The 24,352-nt window shown below is 58.9% G+C and carries 27 protein-coding genes and 2 tRNA genes; 21 read left to right on the forward strand and 8 right to left on the reverse strand.

Annotation, left to right across the window (positions count from 1 at the left end; all coding sequences use genetic code 11):
• Positions 1 to 46: 46 nt before the first annotated feature.
• The 3 genes from meaB to Q1J43_RS09295 form a co-directional block, all read right to left on the reverse strand.
• A complete protein-coding gene (meaB, locus tag Q1J43_RS09285; protein ID WP_301102208.1) occupies positions 47 to 1,051 on the reverse strand; it encodes a methylmalonyl Co-A mutase-associated GTPase MeaB in 1,005 nt (334 codons plus the stop codon).
• A 21-nt stretch (positions 1,052 to 1,072) separates the two neighbouring features.
• Complete coding sequence (gene scpA / locus Q1J43_RS09290) at positions 1,073 to 3,241, reverse strand: methylmalonyl-CoA mutase (RefSeq protein WP_301102209.1); 2,169 nt, start codon at positions 3,239 to 3,241, stop codon at positions 1,073 to 1,075.
• Between the two features lie 123 nt (positions 3,242 to 3,364).
• Positions 3,365 to 4,165, reverse strand: coding sequence for a sulfite exporter TauE/SafE family protein (locus tag Q1J43_RS09295; protein WP_301102210.1), 801 nt, complete (start codon positions 4,163 to 4,165; stop codon positions 3,365 to 3,367).
• A gap of 199 nt (positions 4,166 to 4,364) precedes the next feature.
• Here Q1J43_RS09295 and Q1J43_RS09300 point away from each other — a divergent pair, with 199 nt between their 5' ends.
• The 18 genes from Q1J43_RS09300 to Q1J43_RS09385 all read left to right on the forward strand — a co-directional run bounded on the left by Q1J43_RS09300 (position 4,365) and on the right by Q1J43_RS09385 (position 18,554).
• A complete protein-coding gene (locus tag Q1J43_RS09300) occupies positions 4,365 to 4,550 on the forward strand; it encodes a hypothetical protein (RefSeq protein WP_301102211.1) in 186 nt (61 codons plus the stop codon).
• Positions 4,547 to 5,431 carry a glucose-1-phosphate thymidylyltransferase RfbA gene (gene rfbA / locus Q1J43_RS09305; protein WP_301102212.1) on the forward strand — a complete coding sequence of 295 codons (885 nt, stop codon included), beginning with the start codon at positions 4,547 to 4,549 and terminating at the stop codon, positions 5,429 to 5,431. Before Q1J43_RS09300 ends, rfbA begins: the two co-directional genes overlap by 4 nt.
• Positions 5,431 to 5,979 (forward strand): dTDP-4-dehydrorhamnose 3,5-epimerase, encoded by a 549-nt coding sequence (rfbC, locus tag Q1J43_RS09310; protein WP_301102213.1) that lies wholly within the window; start codon positions 5,431 to 5,433, stop codon positions 5,977 to 5,979. The genes rfbA and rfbC overlap by 1 nt, the downstream gene beginning before the upstream one ends.
• 21 nt (positions 5,980 to 6,000) lie before the next feature.
• Entirely contained in the window at positions 6,001 to 7,449 is a 1,449-nt protein-coding gene (locus Q1J43_RS09315; RefSeq protein WP_301102214.1) for a phosphomannomutase, read from the forward strand.
• A gap of 70 nt (positions 7,450 to 7,519) precedes the next feature.
• Complete coding sequence (locus Q1J43_RS09320) at positions 7,520 to 8,959, forward strand: mannose-1-phosphate guanylyltransferase/mannose-6-phosphate isomerase (RefSeq protein ID WP_301102215.1); 1,440 nt, start codon at positions 7,520 to 7,522, stop codon at positions 8,957 to 8,959.
• A 24-nt stretch (positions 8,960 to 8,983) separates the two neighbouring features.
• On the forward strand, positions 8,984 to 9,508 hold the full coding sequence (gene ruvC / locus Q1J43_RS09325; RefSeq protein ID WP_301102216.1) for a crossover junction endodeoxyribonuclease RuvC: 525 nt from the start codon (positions 8,984 to 8,986) through the stop codon (positions 9,506 to 9,508).
• 184 nt (positions 9,509 to 9,692) lie between these two features.
• Positions 9,693 to 10,268: a Holliday junction branch migration protein RuvA gene (ruvA, locus tag Q1J43_RS09330; RefSeq protein WP_301102217.1), complete on the forward strand. Its 576-nt coding sequence runs from the start codon at positions 9,693 to 9,695 to the stop codon at positions 10,266 to 10,268.
• Positions 10,265 to 11,338, forward strand: coding sequence for an AI-2E family transporter (locus tag Q1J43_RS09335; RefSeq protein WP_301102218.1), 1,074 nt, complete (start codon positions 10,265 to 10,267; stop codon positions 11,336 to 11,338). The genes ruvA and Q1J43_RS09335 overlap by 4 nt, the downstream gene beginning before the upstream one ends.
• 2 nt (positions 11,339 to 11,340) lie before the next feature.
• Positions 11,341 to 12,423, forward strand: a complete 1,083-nt coding sequence (gene ruvB, locus Q1J43_RS09340) for a Holliday junction branch migration DNA helicase RuvB (RefSeq protein ID WP_301102219.1) — start codon at positions 11,341 to 11,343, stop codon at positions 12,421 to 12,423.
• A 78-nt stretch (positions 12,424 to 12,501) separates the two neighbouring features.
• Positions 12,502 to 12,945 carry a tol-pal system-associated acyl-CoA thioesterase gene (gene ybgC / locus Q1J43_RS09345; protein WP_301102220.1) on the forward strand — a complete coding sequence of 148 codons (444 nt, stop codon included), beginning with the start codon at positions 12,502 to 12,504 and terminating at the stop codon, positions 12,943 to 12,945.
• A complete protein-coding gene (gene tolQ, locus Q1J43_RS09350; protein WP_301102221.1) occupies positions 12,942 to 13,619 on the forward strand; it encodes a protein TolQ in 678 nt (225 codons plus the stop codon). Before ybgC ends, tolQ begins: the two co-directional genes overlap by 4 nt.
• A gap of 12 nt (positions 13,620 to 13,631) precedes the next feature.
• Entirely contained in the window at positions 13,632 to 14,036 is a 405-nt protein-coding gene (gene tolR, locus Q1J43_RS09355) for a protein TolR (RefSeq protein WP_301102222.1), read from the forward strand.
• A gap of 3 nt (positions 14,037 to 14,039) precedes the next feature.
• Positions 14,040 to 14,825: an energy transducer TonB gene (locus Q1J43_RS09360; RefSeq protein WP_301102223.1), complete on the forward strand. Its 786-nt coding sequence runs from the start codon at positions 14,040 to 14,042 to the stop codon at positions 14,823 to 14,825.
• A 77-nt stretch (positions 14,826 to 14,902) separates the two neighbouring features.
• On the forward strand, positions 14,903 to 16,195 hold the full coding sequence (gene tolB / locus Q1J43_RS09365) for a Tol-Pal system beta propeller repeat protein TolB (RefSeq protein ID WP_301102224.1): 1,293 nt from the start codon (positions 14,903 to 14,905) through the stop codon (positions 16,193 to 16,195).
• Between the two features lie 37 nt (positions 16,196 to 16,232).
• On the forward strand, positions 16,233 to 16,754 hold the full coding sequence (pal, locus tag Q1J43_RS09370; protein ID WP_301102225.1) for a peptidoglycan-associated lipoprotein Pal: 522 nt from the start codon (positions 16,233 to 16,235) through the stop codon (positions 16,752 to 16,754).
• Position 16,755: 1 nt separating this feature from the next.
• Positions 16,756 to 17,508, forward strand: coding sequence for a tol-pal system protein YbgF (gene ybgF / locus Q1J43_RS09375; protein WP_301102226.1), 753 nt, complete (start codon positions 16,756 to 16,758; stop codon positions 17,506 to 17,508).
• Between the two features lie 4 nt (positions 17,509 to 17,512).
• A complete protein-coding gene (gene queE / locus Q1J43_RS09380) occupies positions 17,513 to 18,172 on the forward strand; it encodes a 7-carboxy-7-deazaguanine synthase QueE (RefSeq protein ID WP_301102227.1) in 660 nt (219 codons plus the stop codon).
• Positions 18,173 to 18,191: 19 nt separating this feature from the next.
• On the forward strand, positions 18,192 to 18,554 hold the full coding sequence (locus Q1J43_RS09385) for a PilZ domain-containing protein (RefSeq protein WP_301102228.1): 363 nt from the start codon (positions 18,192 to 18,194) through the stop codon (positions 18,552 to 18,554).
• A gap of 3 nt (positions 18,555 to 18,557) precedes the next feature.
• Here the strand turns inward: Q1J43_RS09385 and Q1J43_RS09390 are convergent, their stop codons facing one another.
• The 5 genes from Q1J43_RS09390 to Q1J43_RS09410 form a co-directional block, all read right to left on the reverse strand.
• Positions 18,558 to 19,268: an ABC transporter ATP-binding protein gene (locus Q1J43_RS09390; protein WP_301102229.1), complete on the reverse strand. Its 711-nt coding sequence runs from the start codon at positions 19,266 to 19,268 to the stop codon at positions 18,558 to 18,560.
• Between the two features lie 33 nt (positions 19,269 to 19,301).
• Positions 19,302 to 20,069 carry an ABC transporter ATP-binding protein gene (locus Q1J43_RS09395; RefSeq protein WP_301102230.1) on the reverse strand — a complete coding sequence of 256 codons (768 nt, stop codon included), beginning with the start codon at positions 20,067 to 20,069 and terminating at the stop codon, positions 19,302 to 19,304.
• A complete protein-coding gene (locus Q1J43_RS09400; RefSeq protein ID WP_301102231.1) occupies positions 20,062 to 21,015 on the reverse strand; it encodes a branched-chain amino acid ABC transporter permease in 954 nt (317 codons plus the stop codon). The genes Q1J43_RS09395 and Q1J43_RS09400 overlap by 8 nt, the downstream gene beginning before the upstream one ends.
• Positions 21,016 to 21,017: 2 nt before the next feature.
• Positions 21,018 to 21,932, reverse strand: a complete 915-nt coding sequence (locus Q1J43_RS09405; protein WP_301102232.1) for a branched-chain amino acid ABC transporter permease — start codon at positions 21,930 to 21,932, stop codon at positions 21,018 to 21,020.
• Between the two features lie 120 nt (positions 21,933 to 22,052).
• Positions 22,053 to 23,240, reverse strand: coding sequence for an ABC transporter substrate-binding protein (locus Q1J43_RS09410; RefSeq protein ID WP_301102233.1), 1,188 nt, complete (start codon positions 23,238 to 23,240; stop codon positions 22,053 to 22,055).
• Between the two features lie 123 nt (positions 23,241 to 23,363).
• Here Q1J43_RS09410 and queC point away from each other — a divergent pair, with 123 nt between their 5' ends.
• The 3 genes from queC (at position 23,364) to Q1J43_RS09425 (ending at position 24,343) form a co-directional block, all read left to right on the forward strand.
• Positions 23,364 to 24,083, forward strand: a complete 720-nt coding sequence (queC, locus tag Q1J43_RS09415; RefSeq protein WP_301102239.1) for a 7-cyano-7-deazaguanine synthase QueC — start codon at positions 23,364 to 23,366, stop codon at positions 24,081 to 24,083.
• A 69-nt stretch (positions 24,084 to 24,152) separates the two neighbouring features.
• Positions 24,153 to 24,228: transfer RNA gene (locus tag Q1J43_RS09420), tRNA-Lys, on the forward strand.
• A 39-nt stretch (positions 24,229 to 24,267) separates the two neighbouring features.
• Positions 24,268 to 24,343 (forward strand) — tRNA-Lys (locus tag Q1J43_RS09425).
• Positions 24,344 to 24,352 lie beyond the last annotated feature (9 nt).

Here is a 24,352-nt window from a genome sequence, read left to right on the forward strand (position 1 = left end):
GTTTCAAGAGTATTGCTTACTCAGAATACGGGCAGTCAGAAGCCGTTCAACCGTTCAAACTGTGCAGCAATCGATAGGCCGCAGCGCCCGGGGTAGTACGGCCTTCAGCAACATCGTGCAGCAAGCCGGGCAGGGCGGCATGGACCACCGGGTGTTCACGAAAATAGTGGCGCAAGCCCGAGTCGATCAGGCCCCACATCCAGTTTACGGCCTGGCGCCGGCGTTTGGCCTCAAACTCGCCGCTGGCGCTCATTGTCGAGCGATAGCGTTCGATTTCAGCCCAGAATTCAGGAATGCCGCGTTTAGCCAGTGCGCTGACGGTCAGTACCGGCGGGCGCCAGTTGGGGCTGTTCGAGCGCAGCATGGTGAGCGCCGTTTGCATCTGTACACGGGCGAATTGCGCCGCACGCTCGTCGATATCTGCCTTGTTGTAGACGATCAGGTCGGCAATCTCAACGATGCCTTTCTTGATCGCCTGCAGATCGTCGCCGGCGTTCGGCAGTTGCAGCAGGACGAAAACGTCGACCATGCCGGCCACTGTGGTTTCGGATTGCCCGACACCCACCGTCTCGACGATGATGACATCGAAGCCCGAGGCTTCACAAACCAGCATTGCCTCCCGAGTTTTATCGGCAACGCCGCCAAGCGCGCCGGCCGAAGGACTCGGGCGAATGAAAGCGCCTTCCTGCTGACAGAGTAGCTCCATACGCGTTTTGTCGCCAAGGATGGAGCCGCCCGAAACCGAAGATGACGGATCGACAGCCAGAACGGCCACCCGTTTGCCACTCTCGATCAGATAGATGCCAAGGGTCTCAATGAAGGTTGACTTGCCAGCGCCGGGAGCACCGGAAATGCCGACGCGGATGGCCTTGCCGGTGTATGGAAGCAGTGTGGTCAATACCCGTTGCGCGCGGACTTGGTGGTCGTTGCGTGTTGATTCGATGAGGGTGATGGTTTTCGCCAGCGCGCGCCGGCTCCTGGCCAGAACCCCGTCAACCAATTGCTGGTCAACGGGGGCAAGCAGAGCGCTGGGCGTGTTACTCACGTCCATGGGTGGTTGCCCAGGAGCAGCTTAGGCTTTGGCCAGGGCCTTGCGGATTTCGGCGAGAACCGTGGTTGCCGAATCCTCAATGCGGGTGCCCGGTCCGAATACTGCCCTGGCGCCGGCCTTGAACAGATAATCGTAGTCCTGTGCCGGTATAACACCGCCAGCGAAAACGATAATGTCATCGGCGCCCTGATCCTTGAGCGCCTGAACCAGCGCCGGCAGCAGCGTTTTATGACCGGCGGCCAGCGAGGAAACGCCAACGGCATGAACGTCGTTCTCGATGGCCAGACGGGCGGCTTCTTCCGGGGTCTGGAAGAGTGGCCCCACATCAATGTCAAAGCCGAGGTCGGCAAAGGCGGTAGCAACGACTTTGGCGCCGCGGTCGTGACCATCCTGCCCGAGCTTGGCAATCATGACGCGTGGACGGCGACCTTGTTCTTCGCTGAATTTGTCGATGTCGGCCTTGAGCGACTCCCAACTGGCAATGCCCTCAACGACGGCGCCATAAACACCGGAGACGGTCTGCTGGGTGGCGCGGAAGCGGCCGAATTTCTTTTCCAGAGCGCTTGAGATTTCCCCCACCGTTGCCCGCGCCCGCATGGCTTTGATCGCCAGGTCGAGCAGGTTGCCTTCACCGCTTTCGGCGCACTCGGTCAGGGCGTCAAGCGTGGCTTGCACGGCGGCGGCATCGCGGTTGGCGCGAATGGTTTTGAGACGGGCGATTTGCGAATCGCGAACGGCGTTGTTGTCGATGTCGCGAATCTCGATCGCGTCTTCCTTGGGCAGTTTGTACTTGTTGACGCCGACGATGACGTCCTTGCCCGAGTCGATGCGTGCCTGCTTGTCGGCGGCGCAGGCTTCGATACGCATCTTGGCCCAACCTGACTCAACGGCGTGCGTCATGCCGCCCATGGCTTCAACTTCTTTGATAATCTTCCAGGCCTCGTCGAACAGATCCTGCGTCAGCTTTTCCATCATGTAGGAACCCGCCCAGGGATCGACGACATTGGTAATGTGGGTTTCTTCCTGAATGATCAGCTGGGTGTTGCGCGCAATACGCGACGAGAAATCGGTCGGTAGCGCGATAGCTTCATCAAGGGCATTGGTATGCAAGGACTGGGTGCCGCCAAAAACGGCGGCCATGGCTTCGATGGTGGTGCGTACAACGTTGTTGTAGGGGTCCTGCTCGGTGAGCGACCAGCCAGAAGTCTGGCAGTGAGTGCGCAGCATCGAAGATTTCGGGCTTTTCGGGTTGAACTCCTGCATGACCTTCCACCACAGCAGACGTGCTGCGCGCAGCTTGGCCACTTCGAGGTAAAAGTTCATGCCAATGGCGAAGAAGAAGGACAGGCGGCCGGCAAAAAAGTCGACGTCAAGGCCAGAGTCGATGGCCGTCTTGACATAGTCACGCCCGTCGGCCAGCGTGAAAGCCAGTTCAAGCGCTGCTGTCGCGCCCGCTTCCTGCATGTGGTAGCCGGAGATCGAGATCGAGTTGAACTTCGGCATGTTCTGCGAGGTGTAACCGATGATGTCGGCGATGATTTTCATCGACGGTGTCGGCGGGTAGATGTAGGTGTTGCGCACCATGAATTCTTTGAGGATGTCGTTCTGGATCGTCCCCGACAGCTTGTCCTGCGTTACCCCCTGTTCTTCGGCGGCAACAATGTAGCCAGCGAGAATGGGCAGCACGGCGCCGTTCATGGTCATTGAGACCGAGACTTTTTCGAGCGGGATTCCGTCGAACAGAATCTTCATGTCCTCGACTGAATCAATCGCCACACCGGCCTTGCCAACATCGCCGGTAACGCGCGGATGATCCGAGTCGTAGCCTCGGTGCGTGGCCAGGTCAAAAGCCACCGAAACACCTTGGCCACCAGCGGCCAGCGCCTTGCGATAAAAAGCGTTGGACGCCTCCGCCGTCGAGAAACCGGCGTACTGGCGGATGGTCCACGGACGCACGGCGTACATCGTCGCCTGCGGCCCACGCACATAGGGCGCGATGCCAGGCAGGGTGTCGGTGTATTCGAGACCGGCAACATCCTGCTTGGTGTAAAGCGCCTTAACGACGATGCCTTCCGGGCTCACCCAGTTCAGTGCATTGATGTCGCCAGCGGGGGCTGATTTGGCAGCCGCTTTTGTCCAGGCGTCAAGATTTGATGAGTCAAGTAACGGAGGATTACTCTCGTTGGACATGATAAAACCTTTCGGATTGTAAGAAACTTGGGGAGCCTTCTTGAACCGGCAACACGGACCCCGATGCTACTGAATCCATGGTGCCAAGGCAAGGAAAAACAAGGCGTGCAGCGATTATTATCGTTAGGAATCAAGACTCAAAAACATCTTTAAGGCCAGCGCAATGAGTAGACCAGCGAAGATGCGTTTCAGGGTGGTGACCGGCAGGCGGTGTGCAAGCTTGGCGCCGAGCGGGGCAAGCAGCACGCTTGGCGGAACCAGCCAGGCCAGCGCGGGCAGGTAGACGAATCCCAGGCTCGATGCCGGAAGATCAGCATGCCCCCAGCCATTGTAGATATAGCCCAGAGAGCCGCCCACGGCGATCGGAAAACCGATGGCCGCCGAGGTGCCAATCGCGTTCTGTACGCGAACGTTGCACCAGGTCAGGAAGGGCACGGTGAAAGCGCCACCGCCAATGGCTACCAGCGCCGAAATCGAGCCGATGCCCAGACCGACGGCAAATACCGCTTGCGCCCCGGGCAACTGGCGTGAGGGTTTGGGCTTCAGGTTGAGAATCATCTGCAGGGCGATAAAACAGACAAATCCGGTGAAAAAAATTGCCAGCGGTTTGGCCGACACGCTGGACGCGAACAGGGCGCCGAGCAGGGTGCCGAGCAAGATTCCCGGGGTGATCTGGATAACCACTTTCCAGAGCACGGCGCCATGCTGGTGGTGCGCGCGCAAGCTAGAAAGCGAGGTAAACAGGATTGTCGCGATCGACGTGCCAAGCGCCATATGCAACACTTCATTCGGCGGGAAGCCAGCCTGCGCGGCAAACATCATGGTCAGCGCCGGCACCATCACCAGTCCGCCACCAATTCCCAGCATGCCGGCAGAAAAGCCGGTAAACAGCCCAAGTCCGATATACGCCAGCCACCAACTCACATGCCTCTCCCCGAAAGCACGATTGTAGCCTGCCAGGGCCAGCAGCGCTGGCTTCGCCGGTAGTGTCCCGCAAACCACGCTGCGGGCCGCGCGACTACAGCATGTAACTACAATTTATAACTACAATGCAGCATGATGGTGCTTGTTGCCCACACAGCGCGCGCCGGCAAGGTGCGCATCATTTCGATGAGGAAAGCCAATGAACGCGAACAAAAAATTTATCTTGAGCGACTGGCCGCGCATCGACGCGATGAGTGATGCTGAAGTTGATTATTCAGACGCACCCGATACCGACCTGGACTTCTGGGAAGCGGCTGTTGTGAACTCACCCAGGGTTAAGAAGCAAGTCACGTTGTGCAATCCCATGCAGGAAATTCCACAATGAATAAACGCAAAGGCATCGTTCTCGCCGGAGGCTCCGGCACCCGGCTTTATCCGGCAACGCAGGTTATTTCCAAGCAAATGCTGCCGATTTTTGACAAGCCGATGATTTACTACCCGCTCAGTACCTTGCTGCTGGCTGGAATCCGCGAGGTGCTGGTCATCTCGACGCCACAGGACACGCCACTTTTTGAGAAACTGCTCGGCGATGGCCGCCAGTGGGGAATCAGCATCTCCTATGCCGTTCAGCCCTCCCCCGACGGGCTGGCGCAGGCTTTCCTGATCGGTGAATCCTTCATTGGCGACAACCCCTCCGCGCTGGTCCTCGGGGACAATATTTTCTACGGCCATGACTTTGCCGGGCTGCTGAAGAATGCCAACGAGCGCAGGGCGGGAGCCTCGGTGTTTGCCTATGCGGTGACCGATCCAGAGCGCTATGGCGTTGTCGAATTCAACAGTCAGGGCCGTGCTATCAGTCTGGAAGAAAAACCGGAAGCACCCAAATCGCGCTATGCGGTAACTGGCCTTTATTTCTACGACCAGCAGGTAGTCGACCTGGCCAAGTCGATCAAGCCGTCGCCACGCGGCGAACTGGAAATCACCGATCTGAACCGGCTCTATCTGGAACAGGGTACGCTCGACGTTGAAACCATGGGCCGCGGTTACGCCTGGCTCGATACCGGCACCCACGAATCGATGCTCGAGGCCAGCCAGTTCATCCAAACCATCGAGCGGCGGCAGGGCTTGAAGGTCGCCGCGCCGGAAGAAATCGTCTGGCGTAATGGCTGGGTCGATGATGCGCAGCTTGAACGGCTGGCGCAACCGCTCGCCAAGTCCGGTTACGGCGACTATCTGCTCGGCCTGCTGCACGAGAAGGTACTCTGATGCAGGTGACCCGGTGTGCCATTGCTGATGTGCTGCTCATCGAACCGAAGGTTTTCGGCGACGATCGCGGCTTTTTTTACGAGAGCTATAACCAGCGCGCGTTCCGCGAAGCCTCCGGGCTGACGGTCGATTTCGTTCAGGACAACCATTCGAAGTCGGCGCGCAATGTGTTGCGCGGCCTGCACTACCAGATCAAGCAGCCGCAGGGCAAGTTCGTTCGCGTGATCGCCGGTGAGGTGTTCGACGTGGCTGTCGATATCCGCCGCAACTCGCCAACCTTTGGCCAGTGGGTCGGCGAGATTCTGTCAGCCGATAACAAGCGCCAGTTATGGGTGCCGCCGGGCATGGCGCACGGCTTTGTGGTGCTCAGCGAGAGTGCCGAGTTCCTTTACAAGACGACGGATTACTGGGCCCCCGAGTTTGAGCGCTGCATTGTCTGGAATGATCCGACGCTGGCCATTGACTGGCCGGCATTGACCGGCGAACCGTTGCTCTCGGGCAAAGACGCCAGGGGGCAGGCGTTTCTGCAGGCGGAGGTGTTCGAGTAGGTCAAGGGAGTAAGAATTTCCATGAAACACTCAGAACAAGAGGTGGCCATCCAGGCGCTCATGGACACCAGCGGCGTGCGCTTCGGAACCAGCGGCGTGCGCGGCCTGGTTGCCGACATGACGAACGAGGTCTGCTTCGCCTACACGAGCGCCTTCCTGCAAGCGATGTCGGCCACTTCGGGGCGTGTTGCGCTGGCCATGGATCTGCGCCCGAGCAGTCCGCAGATTGCGGCGGCGTGTGCAGCGGCGATTGAGCATGCCGGGCTGAGCGTCGATTTTTGCGGCGCCATTCCAACCCCGGCGCTCGCCTACTACGCACAGACGCAGGGCCTGCCGGGCATCATGGTGACTGGTAGCCACATTCCCTTTGAGCGGAATGGCATCAAGTTCTACGGCACGGCGGGAGAAATCACCAAGGCTGATGAGGCCAGAATCAACGGCGCGCTGGTCGCCGTCCCTACAGAGGGCGTGTCGATTCCCCTGTTGGAAATCAATCGCAGTGCCTACCAGAATTACATCGATCGCTATCTTCAGTTTTTTGCGCCCCAATGTCTGGCGGGGATGAAGCTCGGCTTCTACGAGCATTCCAGCGTCGCCGGTGATTTGTTGCGCGAGCTTCTGGAACTGCTGGGCGCCGAGGTGATTTCTCTGGGGCGAACCGACCAGTTTGTCCCCATCGATACCGAAGCGGTCAGTGCGGCCGACGTCCAGCAGGCACGGCGCTGGGCGCAGCAGTATGGATTTGACGCTATTCTGTCCACCGATGGCGACGCCGACCGGCCACTGCTCGGCGATGAGCAGGGCCACTGGTTCCGGGGAGATATTGCCGGCATCCTCTGCGCGCAGTATCTGGGGGCGCAGGCAGTGGTCACCACGGTGAGCTGCAATACGGCGGTTACACAATGTGGCGCGTTCCTGGACGTGCTTAGAACCCGTATCGGGTCACCTTACGTGATTGAAGGTATAGAACGATTGATCAAGGCCGGTAAAACGAATGTTGTTGGCTTTGAGCCGAATGGCGGTTTTCTGGTAGGCTCGGCGCTGAAAAAAAATGGCCGTATGCTAACGCCATTAATGACCCGTGATGCGGTGTTGCCGATCCTCTGCCTGCTTTCGATGGCCAGGGAGCAAGTGATTAAGGTTTCTGCATTACCTCTGGGTTTGCCAGCACGCTTTACCGCGAGCGACCGTTTGCAGTCTTTTCCTACTGAAACGAGCCGCAGGATTCTCGCTGATCTTGCCGCATCGGGCGCTGCCGTTGCGGCGCTGTTAGGCGGAGTGTGCGGCAAACCCGCGGGCCTCGACCAGACCGACGGGCTGCGCATCTTTCTTGAAAACAATGAGATCATTCATTTCCGTCCGTCGGGCAATGCGCCGGAACTGCGCTGCTACGCCGAAGCCTCCACCCAGGAACGGGCGGGGCTGCTGGTGCAGGAGGGGTTGCGGTGCATGCAGACGAAGCTGGAATGATGGTTTACTGGATTCCGGGTCAAGCCCGGAATGACGGCGTTCAAAACAGCATTTTTACCTGGAACTTGCCATGTACTCACTGATCCCTGTTGTTCTTTCCGGCGGTTCCGGCACACGGCTGTGGCCGCTTTCCCGCGAAAAATATCCCAAGCAGTTGCTGTCGCTGATCGGCGATGACTCGCTGCTGCAAGCCACAGTGCGCCGGGTCGAGGGTTTGGCCGGCGTCAAGCTTGGGGCGCCGATGATCGTGTGCAACGAGGAATACCGTTTTGTGATCGCCGAGCAGTTGCGACTGATGGGCCAGCAGGGGACGATCCTGCTCGAACCCTTCGGACGCAACACCGCGCCGGCACTGACCTTGGCCGCACTGGCTGCGATGCGCGATGGCGACGATCCAATCCTGCTGGTGATGCCATCCGACCACGTGATTCTAGATACTCCGGCGTTTCAGGCGGTGGTGCGCCAGGGTGTAGCGCTGGCCGACGCCGGCTCAGTGGTGACCTTCGGTGTTACGCCGGATTCACCGCAGACCGGTTATGGCTATATACAGTCCGGCGTGGCGTTGGGTGACGGAGGGGCGAGCGTCATTGCACGCTTTGTCGAAAAGCCTGATCAGGCGACGGCGCAGGCCTATCTTGATGATGGGTCGTATTTCTGGAACAGCGGCCTGTTCGTGGTGCGCGCCTCGGTATGGCTGTCGGCGATCCAAATCTGCCATGCCGACATACTGACCACCTGTCGCGCCGCTTGGGAACAGGGTACGGCCGAGGGCGATTTTTTACGGGTCGGCCAGGACGCTTTTGCCGCGTGTCCGAAAGATTCGATCGACTATGCGGTGATGGAACGTATTGCCGCTGGTGACGGTGCGCTGCCGACCGGCGTGGTGATTCCACTGTCCGCCGGCTGGTCGGACGTGGGCGCCTGGGATGCCTTGTGGGAGGTGCTGCCCAAGAATGACGAGGGGAATGTGGCACAGGGCGATGTCGTGCTGCTCGACTGTCGCAACACGCTGGCTATGTCCGAAGGCCGCCTGTTGGCCTGCCTCGGGGTTGAAGACATGATCGTCGTTGAAACCCCGGATGCCGTTCTGGTGGCGCACAGGAGCAGGACGCAGGAGGTGAAGAGAATTGTCGATCACCTCAAGCGCGAAGGCCGGGCCGAGGGGCAGTTGCACCGCAAGGTGTTCCGCCCGTGGGGCTCCTACGACGGCGTCGATGTCGGCGAACGTTTTCTGGTCAAGCGCATCATCGTCAAACCGGGCGCCAGTTTGTCGCTACAGATGCACCACCACCGCGCCGAACACTGGATTGTCGTGCGCGGCACCGCCAAGGTGACGCGGGATGAGACGAGCTATCTGGTGTCGGAGAATGAATCCACTTTCATCCCGCTCGGCACCAAACACCGCCTTGAGAACCCCGGCCGTCTGCCGCTGGAGATGATCGAGGTGCAGTCGGGCTCGTATCTTGGCGAAGATGATATTGTGCGGTTCGACGATGTGTACGGACGTTAAGCCTTGTGCAGCAAGCGGTCCCCGTTGATCCGCATCCTCGGCATTGATCCGGGCTTGCGTATTACCGGCTTCGGGGTCATCGAAAAGTCTGGCAACGCGCTGAGCTACGTAGCCAGCGGCTGCATCAAGACCGATGCCAAGGCCTCACTGCCAACCCGGCTGGGAACGATCCATGCCGGACTGCGCGAACTGGTCGCGCAGTACCAGCCTGACCAAGCCGTCGTCGAAATCGTTTTTGTGAACGTCAACCCGCAGTCCACCCTGCTGCTCGGGCAGGCGCGCGGCGCCGCCATCACTGCCCTGGTTGCCGGCGGGCTGGAGGTCGCCGAATATACCGCCTTGCAGGTCAAACAGGCGGTGGTCGGCAACGGCCACGCCGACAAGACACAGGTGCTGCACATGGTTCGCCGCCTGCTGTCCTTGCCCGGCGACCCCAACCCCGACGCCGCCGACGCGCTGGCCTGCGCCATCGCCCACGCGCACGGCGGACAAGGCATGGGCGCGCTGGCGACCAAGGGAATGCGCGTGCGCAACGGGCGGCTGGTTTGAGGGTGGATAACCGCTTTCAACGCAGAGGACGCAGAGACGCAAAGTTCGCAGAGAGAAACAAGAAAAAACGTAGTATCGTTTTCACATGCTTCGACAAATCGCTCTTCTCTGCGTCCTCTGCGTCTCTGCGCACTCTGCGTTGAAAGCGCTTAAGTTTTAAATTCTAATCATTCAGGAGAAGCCAATGATCGGTCGCCTTACCGGAATACTGCTGGAAAAGAATCCGCCGCAGGTGGTCATGGACGTGCACGGCCTCGGCTACGAAGTTGATGTTCCGATGAGCACTTTTTACAACTTGCCGGCGATTGGCGAAAAGATGACCTTGCTGACCCATTTTGTCGTGCGCGAAGACGGGCAGTTTCTTTTCGGGTTCGCCAGTGAATCAGAACGCTTCGCCTTTCGCCAATTGATCAAGATCTCCGGCATTGGCGCGCGTATGGCGCTGGCGGTGCTCTCCGGGCTGTCTGTCACTGATCTGGCGCAAGCTATCGCACGGCAGGAGGTCGGGCGCTTGATCAAAGTGCCGGGCATCGGCAGGAAGACTGCCGAACGTCTGCTGCTCGAACTCAAGGGCAAGTTGGCTGATGCCTTGCCTTCCGCTACCATTGCCGTCGAGGACTGTCAGCATGACATCCTCAATGCGCTGCTGTCGCTGGGTTACAATGACCGCGAAGCAGCGGCGGCAATGAAGCCGCTAGCGATTGGCATTTCCACTTCGGACGGCATCCGTCAGGCGCTTAAACTACTCTCGAAAGCATGAAACAATCCATCTCCTCCGCCCAGAAGCAGATCATCCAGATTGCCATTGTTGCGCTTCTGCTGATCGGCTGCATTGCCGTGTTGATTCCCTTCACCGGCACCCTGCTTTTTTCCGCTGTCATTTGCGTTACGACAGCTCCGCTGTACAACCGCCTTCTCTTGTTCTGTGGTGGGCGCAGCAGCCTGGCCGCTGTGCTGATGTCACTGATGCTGATACTGCTGCTGGTCGCTCCGTTGGCCCTGCTTTCCGGGTCGCTCGCCGACGGAATCGAATCGGCCATTCGCTACTTCAAACCGATGCTAGAAACCGGACTGCCCAGCGCACCCCCGGACTGGCTCGCCAGGCTGCCCGTCGTTGGCCCGGATATCAGCGCGTACTGGCACAAGCTGGTCGCCAGCCGGGAAGAGATGAACACCCTCCTGCGCCAACTTCTCGACCCTACGCGCAAACTCGCGCTGGCGACCGTGACGATGTTTGGTCAGGGCCTGTTACAACTCATGCTGGTCGTCTTTTTCGTTTTTTTTATGTTTCGCGACGCCGAGTTTTATGCCGATGCCTTGCGTACCGGCAGCCGAAAACTGGCCGGCGATCTTGGCGAACGCATGCTCAGGCTGGCCGATGGCACCGTCACCGGCGTTATGGTCGGTATCGTTGGAACCGCTGCGGCCCAGTCACTGGTGGCGATGATCGGGTTTATCATCGCTGGTGTTCCCGGAGTCACCATTCTCACCGTGACCACGTTTTTCTTCTCGATGGTGCCAGTGGTTGGCGCCACGCTGATCTGGCTTGGCGCAGCCGCCTGGCTTTACGATGGCGGGCAAACCGGCTGGGCCATTTTCATGATCGTGTGGGGCATGTTCGGCATCAGCAGCGTCGATAATTTCGTCAAGCCCATTTTGATTTCGCGCACCGCTAGTCTGCCGCTATTGCTGATCATCGTCGGCGTTTTCGGCGGCGTCCTGGTCTTCGGTTTTATCGGACTCTTTCTCGGGCCGACCCTGCTCGCCCTCGGCCAGGTGCTGATCCGGGAATGGCTGGCGCACCCCGACTTCGAAGCGCCCTCCATTTAGCCATGATCGAAATAGACAAATTCAGCGACGGCGATAATTTAAGTGAAAATGTAGTGGACCGGCTGATTTCAGCCGAGTCAAAATCAACGCAGGAAGAAGCAATTGAACGCGCCCTGCGCCCCAAGCGCTTGGCCGAATATGTCGGTCAGGCGAAGATTCGCGAACAGCTCTCGATCTTCATTGAAGCCGCCCGACGACGCCAGGACACGCTCGATCACGTTCTGCTGTTCGGCCCGCCGGGTCTGGGAAAAACCACGCTGGCGCACATCATCGCCGCCGAAATGGGCGTCAATCTGCGCTCGACCTCGGGACCGGTGCTTGAGCGGGCTGGTGACCTGGCCGCCATGCTGACCAACCTTGAACCGCACGATGTGTTGTTCATCGACGAAATTCATCGCCTAAGTCCGGTCGTCGAGGAAATCCTCTATCCGGCTTTGGAAGATTTTCAGATCGACATCATGATTGGCGAAGGCCCCGCCGCACGTTCGGTCAAGCTCGATCTGCCTCCGTTTACGCTGGTTGGTGCGACGACCCGTGCCGGGATGCTGACCAACCCCTTGCGGGACCGCTTCGGCATCGTCGCGCGGCTTGAGTTCTACACACCCGAAGAACTGACGCATATCGTCACGCGCTCGGCGCAGTTGCTCAAGGTCCCGGCCGAACCCGGCGGCGCGCTGGAAATTGCTCGTCGTTCGCGCGGCACGCCGCGCATCGCCAACCGCCTGCTGCGTCGGGTGCGTGATTTTGCTGAAGTCAGGGCCGCCGGGCATATCACACAAGAGGTGGCAGATTTGGCGCTGGTCATGCTCGATGTCGACCACGGTGGTCTTGACATCATGGATCGCAAGCTGCTTTCTGCGGTGATCGACAAATTCGGTGGCGGGCCGGTCGGCGTCGACAATCTGGCGGCGGCCATCGGTGAAGCGCGCGACACCATTGAAGACGTGCTCGAACCCTATCTGATCCAGCAGGGTTTCCTGCAACGCACGCCGCGTGGCCGCATTGCAACGGCTTCCGTGTACCGTCACCTCGGCCTTGAGAACCCAGTAGGCAATGGACAAAACGAGCTGTGGCGCGCCCAATGAGCCAGCCCGGAAATCCATGAAAGCATGTTGTCACGAACCCTTACACTCATCACCATCACGCCGCTTTAGAATCCGCCCATGAAATACGAACAAAACCCCAACGCCTTCACCATCCCTGTTCGCATCTATTACGAGGACACCGATACCGGAGGTGTTGTCTATTACGCCAACTATCTGAAGTTTCTCGAGCGCTGCCGTACCGAATGGCTGCGTGAGATTGGTCACGAGCAGGCCGATTTGCTGCGCGACCAGGGCATTGCCTTTGTTGTGCGCAGTGTCAGCCTTGAGTATCTGAAGCCGGCGCGGCTCGATGAAATGCTCTCGGTCGGCCTCGAGGTCGAAAGAATCACCAAGTCCCAGATTTTCTTTCGCCAGCACATCCGACGCGCCAATCCGGCACTCATCGGCGGCTGGGAAGAACTGCTCAGCGGCAGGATTCAGATCGTTTGCGTGAACTCCGCGCTGATGAAGATCACCTCGATCCCCGCTTTTTTGCGCACCAAACTGGAAGCCCTTCAATGAACGTCTCGCAAGACCTCTCGATCCTGCACCTGATCCTCAACGCCAGCGCTGTAGTGCAGGCCGTCATGCTGCTGCTCGCCGGCGTTTCCTTCATGTCCTGGTACTACATCTTTCGCAAATGGTTCACCGTGGGGACGGCACGCGCGCAAACCGAACAGTTCGAACGTGACTTCTGGAGCGGCGGCGACCTCAACAGCCTATACCAGAGCGCGGTCAACAACCGTCACGGAACGGGCAGCATGGAGCGCATTTTCGAGTCCGGCTTCCGCGAGTTCAACAAATTGCGCAGCCAAAAAAATCTCGACCCGAAAGACGTCATCGACGGTTCGCGCCGTGCCATGCGCGCCACCTACCAGCGCGAAGTTGACAGCATCGACTCCCATCTCGCTTTCCTCGCCTCGGTTGGTTCGGTCAGCCCCTACATCGGCCTGTTCGGCACGGTTTGGGGGATCATGCACTCCTTTCGTGGTCTCGCCAACGTCGGGCAGGCGACGCTCTCCGTCGTAGCCCCAGGCATTGCCGAGGCCTTGGTCGCCACCGCCATTGGCCTTTTTGCTGCAATTCCGGCGGTGCTTGCCTACAACCGTTTCGCGCACGAGATCGACCGTCTATCGACGCGCTTCGAATCCTTCATGGAAGAATTCTCCAACATCCTGCAACGCCAGGTGCGGTAAGCGGGAAACCTCATGCGCCCACGTCGCCTAAAAAATGAAATCAACGTCGTTCCCTACATCGACGTCATGCTCGTGTTGCTCGTCATCTTCATGGTCACTGCGCCGATGATGACTACCGCCAGTATTGATGTTCCCTCGGTTGGCAAGGCCGCACAGGCGCCGGCTGAAGCGCTACAGGTGAATATCCGCGCTGATCAGTCGCTGTCACTGACAGTGCCTGGCAAATCCGAGCGCAGCCTGAGCCGCAGCGAACTGTCGCAAGCTATCGTCAACGCCCAGCGCAAGAACCCGGAACAGCCGGTGCTCATCGTCGGCGACAAGAACGTCAAATACGAAGCCGTTCTCGGCGTCATGGATGAACTTCAGCGCCAGCAGGTCAAGCGCATTGGCCTGCTTGTGCAACCTACGGGCAAGTAAGCCGTGAACCTCGCAGCACCGCCACCGGAAACCGAGCAGTCAGACACTGCTGCGCTAGCTCTCTCGGCCCTGGTCCACCTGCTGCTGCTCAGCGCATTGTTCTTCGGCGTGCAGTGGAAGAGCCAGGCGCCGTCGGCAGTCGAAGTCGAAGTCTGGCGTTCGGCACCGGCGGTTGTGGCCCAGCCCGAGCTGGTTCCTGAGCCGCCGCCCGAGATCGCACCCGAGCCAAAACCAGTTCCCAAAGTGGAGCCCGTGCCGACAATCAAGCCAGATATTGCGATCAAGGACGACAAAAAGCCGAAGAAGGAAGAGCCCAAAAAGCCTGAACCCAAGAAAGAGGCGCCGAAAAAAACCGAACCGGATCGGCGACCAAGCTTTGACGAAGAACTCAAGCACGAACAAAAACAGATCCAGCAGCAAAAAACAGTGCAGGAACAGCGTGCCCATGCCGAAGCCGAGGCCAAGCAGATCGCCCAGCTCAAATCTGAGCAGGCCGCAGCGGCTCGCTCACGCGGGCTGGCCGACTACGTATCCAAGGTGCGCGGCAAAATTCGCGGCAATATCGTTCTGCCTCCAGGCATTCAGGGGAATCCTGAAGGCATTTTTGAAGTGACTCAGTTGCCTTCGGGCGAAGTGTTGAGCGTCAGGGTGCGCCAATCAAGTGGCAATTCGACGCTCGATGCGGCCATCGAACGCGCCATTCTGAAGTCCTCGCCGCTTCCAAAACCTGAGGATTCCGGACTCTTTGACCGCGAATTGCGAATTCCCTATCAGCCGTTTGACAAGTAGCAATATTACGTTTCGTTACAAATCCTTCGCATATCAAAGGGATATAATCGCCGATTGTTTAACGGACACCTGTGCCAATGCTTCGACCCTTGCTCAAACTGCGCGGCCTGAGCCTGATCGCCTTCAGCACACTCGCCCTGTTACAGACACCCGCCCAGGCTGAACTGACGATCGAGATCACCGGTGCCGGCGCCAATCGCATCCCGCTGGCCATTGCCGAGTTTGGTGGTGACGCCGGTGTTGCGCGGGTGCTGACCAGCGTCGTACGCAGCGATCTGGAGCGTAGCGGCCTGTTCAAGCTGATCGATACGACCGGTGCCGCAATGACTGAGTCGACCACGCCGGGCTATGCCGACTTGAAAAACCGTGGCGCCGACGCTCTGGCGGCCGGCAGCATCGGCCCCAGTGGTGACGGCCGGCAAGAAGCCCGCTATCGGCTTTACGACGTCAACAAGCAAAGCGCGCTCGCTGGCGCCGCCTTCGTCGCCTCAACGCCGATGTTGCGTGCCGCCGGCCATCGCATCGCTGACGCTATTTACGAAAAACTGGTTGGCGAACCCGGAATTTTCTCGACACGTATCGCCTATGTCGTGAAGAGTGGCGCCAATCGTTACGAGCTACACATCGCCGACGCTGACGGACAGAACGCGCAAGCGGCCCTGAAGTCCAGGGAGCCGATTATTTCGCCGACCTGGTCACCGGACGGCGGACGCCTGGCCTATGTCTCGTTCGAAAACAAAAAACCGGTGGTTTATGTGCATTCACTGGCCAGCGGGCAACGTATCGTGGTCGCCAATTTCAAGGGATCGAATTCGGCGCCGGCCTGGTCACCCGACGGCCGAAAACTGGCGGTCGTTCTGTCCAAGGATGGCGGCTCGCAGATATTCATAGTCAATGCCGATGGCTCCGGGGTGCAGCGCCTGACCGCCTCGTCCGGGATCAATACCGAGCCTTTTTACGCCGCCGATGGACAGTCGATCTATTTCACCTCGGATCGCGGCGGCAGCCCGCAAATCTACCGCACCGGCGTTAGCGGCGGTGATGCACAACGCATAACTTTTGATGGTAGCTACAACGTTTCGCCGCGCATCTCTCCGGATGGCAAAACGCTGGCCTTCATCAGCCGGCGCGAGAGTGGCTTCCGTTTGGCGGTCATGGATCTGGGCAGCAAACAGGTACAAATCCTCACCGACTCGAGCAAGGATGAATCGCCGACCTTTGCACCGAATGGCCGCATGATCCTGATCGCTACCGAGATCGGCGGACGCGGCGTGCTGTCCGCCGTATCGATTGACGGACGCATCAAACAACGACTTTCCATCCCGGCCGGTGATGTTCGCGAACCGGCCTGGGCTCCATTCACCAATTAGTCGGACAAGCTTAATATTCTGAAGCAGGAGAAACACAATGAAGCAACTCATCATCCCCGTCCTTCTCGTCCTCTTGGGCGCTGGTTGCAGTTCGACGCCCGACGCCCCCGAGCAAGGCGGTGCGCCCGTTGAAAGTCGTGGCGCTGGCGTGGCTCCAGTTACGGCAGATGGCGTCAGCGGGAGCAAACTGCCTGCCATCCTTACCGATCCCAAGAGCATTCTCTCCAAGCGCAGCATTTATTTCGATTACGACAAATTCGAAGTCCGTGCCGAGTACAAGGATCTGGTCACTGCTCACGCCAAGTTCCTCGCTGACAACCGACAGTTCAAAATGCTGATACAGGGCAATACAGATGATCGTGGCAGCCGTGAATACAACCTCGCGCTTGGCCAGAAACGTGCTGACGCGATCAAGAAGATGCTGACCCTGCTCGGCGCTCGCGAAGAGCAGCTTGAGTCGGTCAGTCTGGGTGAAGAGAAGCCGAAGAATGAAGGCCAGAACGAAGCCGCCTGGGCCGAGAACCGTCGCGGCGACATGCTCTACAACGGCGAATTCTGAGATGCCGGCACGTCGTTTCGCTTCGAGGCTATCGACAATTACGTTGCTACTCGCCGTCGTCGGCGCACAGCAGGTGCACGCCGGCATGTTTGATGACGACGAAGCGCGACGCCAGGTCAAGGAGCTGTCGATTCAGACCGACGAGCGCCTCGATACCCTGTCCAAAGCTCAATTCGAACTAGTCAACCAGATTCAGGCCCTACGCGAAGAGAATGCCAGGCTGCGCGGCCAACTAGAAACGCTCAGCTACGAACTTGAATCGGCGAAGAAGCGGCAACAGGATTTCTACATCGACCTCGACGGTCGCCTGCGCAAGCAGGAAACCCAGTTGCTTCCTACTGAAGAAAGCAAGCCAGCGGATACGGCTCTGCCCTTGAGCGACCCGGCGACCGAAACACGCGAATACGAAGCGGCGCTTAACCTCTTCAAGGGCAACAAGATCAAGGAAGCGGCAGTCGCTTTTGAGACTTTTGCCAGAGCACATCCGGACAGTAGCTTGACGCCAAATGCGCAATACTGGCTGGGCAACGCGCATTACGCGCTGCACGACTGCAAAAAGGCCATCGACGCGCACCGGGTAGTGGTCAGCAGGTGGCCTCAGCATCCGAAAGCGCCTGACTCGCTGATCAACATCGCCACCTGTCAGCAGGAACTAGGCGACGCCAAAGGCGTCAAGTCGACCCTTGAAACGGTGCTTATCAAGTACCCGGACAGTCCGGCGGCGGCTACGGCCAAGCAACGTTTAAAAAAGTAGCCGGGTGACCATCGAAGACAAATCGCTCTCGCTGAAAATCAGCGAGATTTTCTATTCCGTGCAGGGCGAAGCCTCGCGCGCTGGCCTGCCAACGGTTTTTGTCCGACTGACCGGCTGCCCTCTGCGCTGTGTCTGGTGCGACACCGCACACGCCTTCTCTGGCGGCCAGAGCATGACGCTGACGCAGATTATCGACGATGTTGGTGGCTATGACGTCCGCCGGGTTTGCGTCACCGGTGGCGAACCGCTCGCCCAGAAGAATTGCCTCCCGCTGCTCACAGCATTTTGCGATAGCGGCTACGATGTCTGCCTCGAAACATCCGGCGCACTTGACATTGCCGACGTCGACGCGCGTGTATCCCGAATTGTCGATCTCAAGGCTCCGGGTTCCGGCGAGTCCGGCAAGAACTTCTGGCCGAACCTTGATCTGCTCACTGCGCGCGATGAACTGAAGTTCGTGCTCAAGGACAGGAGCGACTACGAATGGGCACGGCAGACCATCGACAAACACCATCTTGACGCAGTCTGCCCGCTCCTCTTTTCACCGGTGCAGGGCGAGCTCGAACCCAAAGCCTTGGCCGAATGGATACTCGCCGATCGGCTGCCGGTTCGTTTTCAACTGCAACTGCACAAGCTGCTTTGGGGTAATATGCGGGGCAAGTGATCTTGCTGAGAATATTGCCATGACCGACGAACGCCGCCAGCACTCGCGAATTTCTTTTAACACCACTGCTCAGCTGGTGTTTACCGCCGGCACGATTGATGTCGTCGTTCTCGACATCTCGTTCAAAGGTGCGCTGATCCGCCTGCCCGCCGAAACAGCGCTGCAAGATGGCGCGATCTGCAGGTTACATGTTCAACTCGACGGCATGGATGACAAGATTAGCATGGAGACCCTTGTCACCCACGTTGACGGGTGTGATGTGGGGCTCCTGTGCCTGACTATCGACATCGACAGCATGACCCATCTGCGTCGTCTGGTTGAACTCAATCTCGGCGATCCGGCGCTGCTCGAGCGCGAACTCTCGGCGCTGATCGCGGATTAAAGTTTAGATTCCCAGATAGCGATGCCAGATTCCGCGATCGGCATCGAGTTCGGCCGACGCCCCCTGCCACACCACCCGGCCGCGCTCGAGAATGGTATGCCGGTCAGCCAGTGCAAGCAGTCGTTCGACATGTTTGTCGATAAGCAAAATGGTTTGCCCACTGCTGCGCAGGGTGTCAAGACAGCGCCAGATCTCCTCGCGCACGAGCGGCGCCAGGCCTTCGCTTGCTTCGTCCAGAATCAGCAGCTTCGGATTGGTCATCAAGGCACGACCGATGGTCAGCATCTGCTGCTCGCCGCCCGACAGGCGAGTGCCGAGAACGCCAGCGCGTTCCGCCAGACGCGGGAAGAAGGCATAGACCCGATCCAGCGTCCAGGGCTTACTTGCGCCATGCCGGTTGGCGGCGAAGGCAAGCAGGTTTTCGCGTACCGTGAGATTGGGGAAAATCTGCCGTCCCTCGGGCGCCAGAGCAATCCCTGCGCGACCGATGCGATCCGCCGACAGCCCGTCGATTCTTTTTCCGGCAAAACGGATACTGCCCCCTCCCGGCTTTTCCAGTCCGCAGATCGAGCGCACAGCGGTCGTCTTGCCCATGCCATTACGCCCCAGAAGTGTTGCCACTTCGCCTTCGGCGATGGCGAAACTGACGCCAAACAGTACCTGGCTCATGCCGTAGGCGGTTTCCAGCGATTCGATCTCAAGCAACGCAGCCATCCTTCGATCGCCTTTGCGGTGAGTTCTTTTGGCTCATTCAATATCCCCGAGGTAGGCGCGCCGCACTTCGCTATCGGCGCGTATCGCTGCGGGTTCGCCGGTGGCGATGACGCTGCCGCTGACCAGTACCGAAATCCGGTCGGCCAGGCGGAAAACGGCGTCCATATCGTGTTCGACGAGCAGCATCGTCACTCGTCGCGCCAGACTCTCGATCAGTTCGACCATACGCGCCGATTCTTCCGGACCCATACCGGCCATCGGCTCATCGAGCAATAGCAGTTTCGGTTTCGTTGCCAGCACCAGCGCCACCTCCAGACAACGCTGCTCGCCATGCGAAAGCTGACCGGCGCGACGTCCGGCGACGCCGGTGAGTGCGACTTGTCCCAGAAAATCATAGGCCTCGCTGATAATCGCCGAATCAACTGAAAAAGGCCTCCAGAAACTAAAGCTGGAACCCCAGTCGCGCACCCGCCCCTGAACCGCCAGCGTGACGTTGTCCAGCACCGTCAGGCGCGGGAACAGGTTGGTGATCTGATACGAACGCGCCAGTCCAAGCGCCACACGTTCATGCATCTGCCGCCGTACCAGATCTTTGCCAGCGAAAACGACGCGCCCGGCATCCGGGAGCATGGTGCCCGAGAGGACGTGGATCAGCGTTGTCTTGCCGGCGCCATTAGGCCCGATCAGTGCATGCACTTCGCCGGTCTGAATTTCCAACGACGCCGCGTTGAGTGCGTAGATACCGCCAAAGTGTTTGCTCACATCACTCACTTCAAGCAGGGTCGTCCGGCACTCATTCACGGCTGCGCCCCCAGCCGAAGAGACCGGCAATACCCAGTGGCGCCCACAAAACGACCGCCAGCAGCAGGACACCCAGGCCGATCGGCCAATGCGGCACCCACTCGGCCAAAATCTCTTCGCCCAGCAGCAAGAGCACGGCACCGACCACACCACCATAGACGCTGCCGACGCCACCGAGCACAATCATCACCATCAGTGTTCCCGACTGCATCCAGTGCAGCAGATTCGGACTGGCCAGCCCGCTCTGGTTCACCAGCAAGGCGCCAGCCAATCCGGCCAGTGCGCCGCCGATGACGAAACAGACCAGCTTGTACGCAAACACCGGGTAGCCCAGCGCCTCCATCCGCGTTTCATTCTCTCGGATGCTCTGGATCACCCGCCCGAAGCGCGAATGGGCGAGACGGTCAAGCGCCACCAGGACCAGCGCCAGAATAGCCAGGACAACAAAGTAAAAGGTCGTATCGTCCTTCAAATCGAGTCCGCCGAAAATCGAACGCCGCACCAGTGAAAGGCCATCGTCCCCCCCCCAGGCCTTGAGCGAAACCACCAGATAGAAAACCATCTGTGCGAAAGCCAGGGTAATCATGATGAAATAGACGCCCCGCGTACGCAAACTGATCGCGCCAATCAACAAGGCCAGCAGCGCCGTCAGCGCCATGGTCAGCGGCCATGCCAGAGCAGCCGAAACTATTCCACTCTCGGCCAGTACTGCCACACAGTATGCACCGGTGCCGAAAAAGGCTGCGTGCCCGAAAGAAATCATGCCGCCAAAGCCAATGACCAGATTGAGGCTGGTTGCCGCCAGCGCAAAAATCAGCACGCGACTGGCAAAACTGATATAGAAACCTTGATCAAGGGCAGTTATCAGCCAGGGTAGCGCAAGCAGGGAGGCCAAGGTTATGGCGGCCGCCACCCGGCGGCGTTTTGAAGATTCATAAAGCCCCATGTTTAGGCTCTCGCCGGAAAGAGGCCTTCCGGTCGCCAGAAAAGAATGGCCGCCATCAGCAGATAAATCAGGACAGATGCAAGCGCTGGTCCGAAATTGGACGCCACCTCCGGTGACAGAAACAAGCTGAGCAGTGAAGGCAAGGCGGCGCGGCCCAGGGTATCAACTATGCCCACCAGCAGGCTGCCGACCAGAGCGCCGCGAATCGATCCGATGCCGCCAATGACGATCACTACGAAAGCTAAGATCAGAATGCTTTCCCCCATGCCGGCCTGGACCGCCAGCAACGGTCCGAGCATGGCGCCGGCCAGCGCGCAAAGCGCCGCTCCGAAGGCAAAAACGATCGTAAACAGTAGGCGCACGTTGATGCCTAATGCCTCGGTCATTTCGCGATTCGAGGCGCCGGCACGCACCCACATGCCCAGTCGTGTGTGCGTTACCAAGACATAGAGCAGGACGGCAACCAGTGCGCCGACGCCGATGATCAGTAAACGGTAGGCTGGATAGAAGAAACCGGCGATGTTGACCGGTCCGGAAAGCGCGTCCGGCGCATTGAGCGGCACCGGCTGTGCGCCCCAGATCATGCGCACCGCCTCATTGGCAATCAGGATCAGGGCAAAGGTGGCGAGCACCTGCGCCAGATGGTTGCGCGCATAAAGCCGACGCAGCAAAGTGATCTCAAGCAACGCGCCAAGAATTGCCGTAGCCAGCATGGCAGCGCCGATGCCGACCACGAATGAGTTACTGGCCTGCGTCGCTGCCGCCGCAAGATACGCCCCGGCCATGTACAAGGACCCATGCGCGAGGTTGATCATATCCATGATGCCAAACACCAGCGTCAGCCCGGCAGCCAGCAGGAACAGCATGAGTCCGAATTGCAAGCCGTTGAGCGCCTGTTCGAGAATGAGTTGGGTCATAGGGATGGAAGTTAACCGCTTTCAACGCAGAGTACGCAGAGGCGCAGAGATCGCAGAGAAAAACGATATTGATTCTCTCTCTGCGCCTCTGCGTACTCTGCGTTGAAAGAGCTTGCTGTGTTATTTCATCGAGCACTGCGCGACGTAGGCATCGGCGTGGTTGGTGAACACTGTGCCCATGGTCTTGTTGGTCACGCGGCCCTGGGCGTCGCGACCAATTACGCGCAGGTAGTAATTCTGCACCGGGTAGTGGTTGGTATTGAACTTGAAGTCGCCGCGAACCGATTTGAAGTGTTTGGCTTCGAGCGCCTTTCTCAGAGCCTCCTTGTCGTCGAGCTTGCCTTTCACGTCACGTACGGCAGCGTCGATCAGGAGGGCTGCATCATAGCCCTGCGAGGCGTAGAGCGATGGTAAGCGTCCGAAGTCCTTCTGGAAATCGGCGACGAAACGCTTGTTTTCGGCGTTATCCATGTCGTGTGCCCAGTGCGATGAGTTGAACATACCGAGCATCGGCGCACCAACTGCCTTGATCACGTCTTCGTCGGCCGAAAAGCCGGGGGCAAAAAGCTGTGAATCAGCCGACAGGCCGGCGGCGACAAATTGCTTGATGAAATTGATGCCCATGCCGCCGGGAAGAAAAAAGAACACGGCATCCGGTTTGAGCGATCTGATCTGGGCAAGCTCGGCAGCGTAATCGAGCTGCCCCAGTTTGGTATAAATCTCCTCGCTGACCCTGCCTGTGTAAAAGCGCTTGAAGCCGACCATCGCATCCTTGCCGCCGGGGTAATTGGGCGCCACCAGAACGACATTCTTGAAGCCTTTATTCTGAACGTACTGGCCAACGGCCTCATGCAGATTATCGTTTTGCCAGGCTACGTTGAAAAAGAAGGGGGTGCACTGCTCACCGGCATACTGTGATGGCCCGGCGTTGGCCGAAATGAAGAAAGTCTTGCTATCGAAAATCGGCGGGCCAACCGCCAGCATGATGTTCGAAAAGACGATTCCGGTCATGAAATCGACCTTGTCCTTCTTCAGGAATTTTTCGACCGCCTGCTGGGCGACCTCGGGCTTCTGCTGGTCATCAACCACGATCACTTCAGCAGGCAGACCACCGAACCTCCCGTTCAGGTGCTTGACCGCCAGATTGAAACCGTCACGAATATCGACGCCAAGGCCGGCGCCAGGGCCGGACAGGGTGGACAGCAAACCAACCTTCAGCGAAGTTCTGTTGGCTTCGGCCGCCTGAACTGAAGACCCCACAAGAAGTAGAGTGGCAAATAGGGTCAGATATTTCGTCGGGCGCATCATCTTCTCCGGGAATGGAAAGCGGGCTGAAAGAAGGCGATTGTAGCGCAGGATGTAGGCAGGGTCTGGCTAAAAGCCGGTAAAATGGCAGGCTATTCTTGGTCACAAACCGCTTATTTACAAGCCATGCACACGCCATTCGCCCCCAGCCGGCCGCCTGCCGTCGTCCTCCTTTCAGGCGGCCTCGATTCGGCTACGACCCTGGCCATTGCCCGCGACGCCGGGTACGACTGCTATTGTCTGTCGCTTGACTACGGCCAACGACACGCCGTTGAACTTGCCGCCGCAGCGCAGGTGGCCAAGAGCCTGGGTGCCTGCGAGCATCGTGTGATGCAACTGGCACTTGGCGAATTCGGTGGTTCGGCACTTACCGACCCGGCCATCGCCGTCCCGGTCGATGGCGCTCAATCGGGAATCCCCGTCACCTACGTACCTGCGCGCAATACCATCATGCTTTCTTTGGCGCTGGCCTGGGCCGAAGTACTAGGTAGCCGTGACATCTTCGTCGGCGTCAATGCCGTCGACTATTCAGGCTACCCGGACTGCCGCCCGGCCTACATCGCCGCCTTCGAAACCATGGCCAACCTGGCAACCCGGGCCACAGTGGAAGGCGCCAGGCTAACCATCCATGCGCCACTGATTAATTTTTCCAAGGCCGACATCATTCGTCGCGGCGGCGCCCTCGGCGTTGATTACCAGTTCACGGTTTCCTGCTACCAGGCTGATGAAAAAGGCCGCGCCTGCGGTGTTTGCGATTCCTGCCGCCTGCGCCGCGAAGGCTTTGCAGCGGCAGGCGTTCCTGACCCGACGCCCTACGTGATTGGCAAAAAAGAAACTCAGTTCTGATCGGTTCGCGACAGCCTTGCGTTGACAGGCTTCTGACCGATCCCTATAATCCGCCCTTCCTCTTTTTCCGGGTCGGTAGCTCAGTTGGTAGAGCAGCGGACTTTTAATCCGTTGGTCGCGAGTTCGAATCTCGCCCGACCTACCAGGAAGCATCAGTGTCTTATTGCCGTAGTAATTTCTACGTGGGGCGTTAGCTCAGTTGGTAGAGCAGCGGACTCTTAATCCGTAGGTCGACAGTTCGAATCTGTCACGCCCTACCACGTATTCAA

Origin of the sequence: Propionivibrio sp., assembly GCF_029255185.1 — a bacterium.
Taxonomy (GTDB): Bacteria; Pseudomonadota; Gammaproteobacteria; order Burkholderiales; family Rhodocyclaceae; genus Propionivibrio.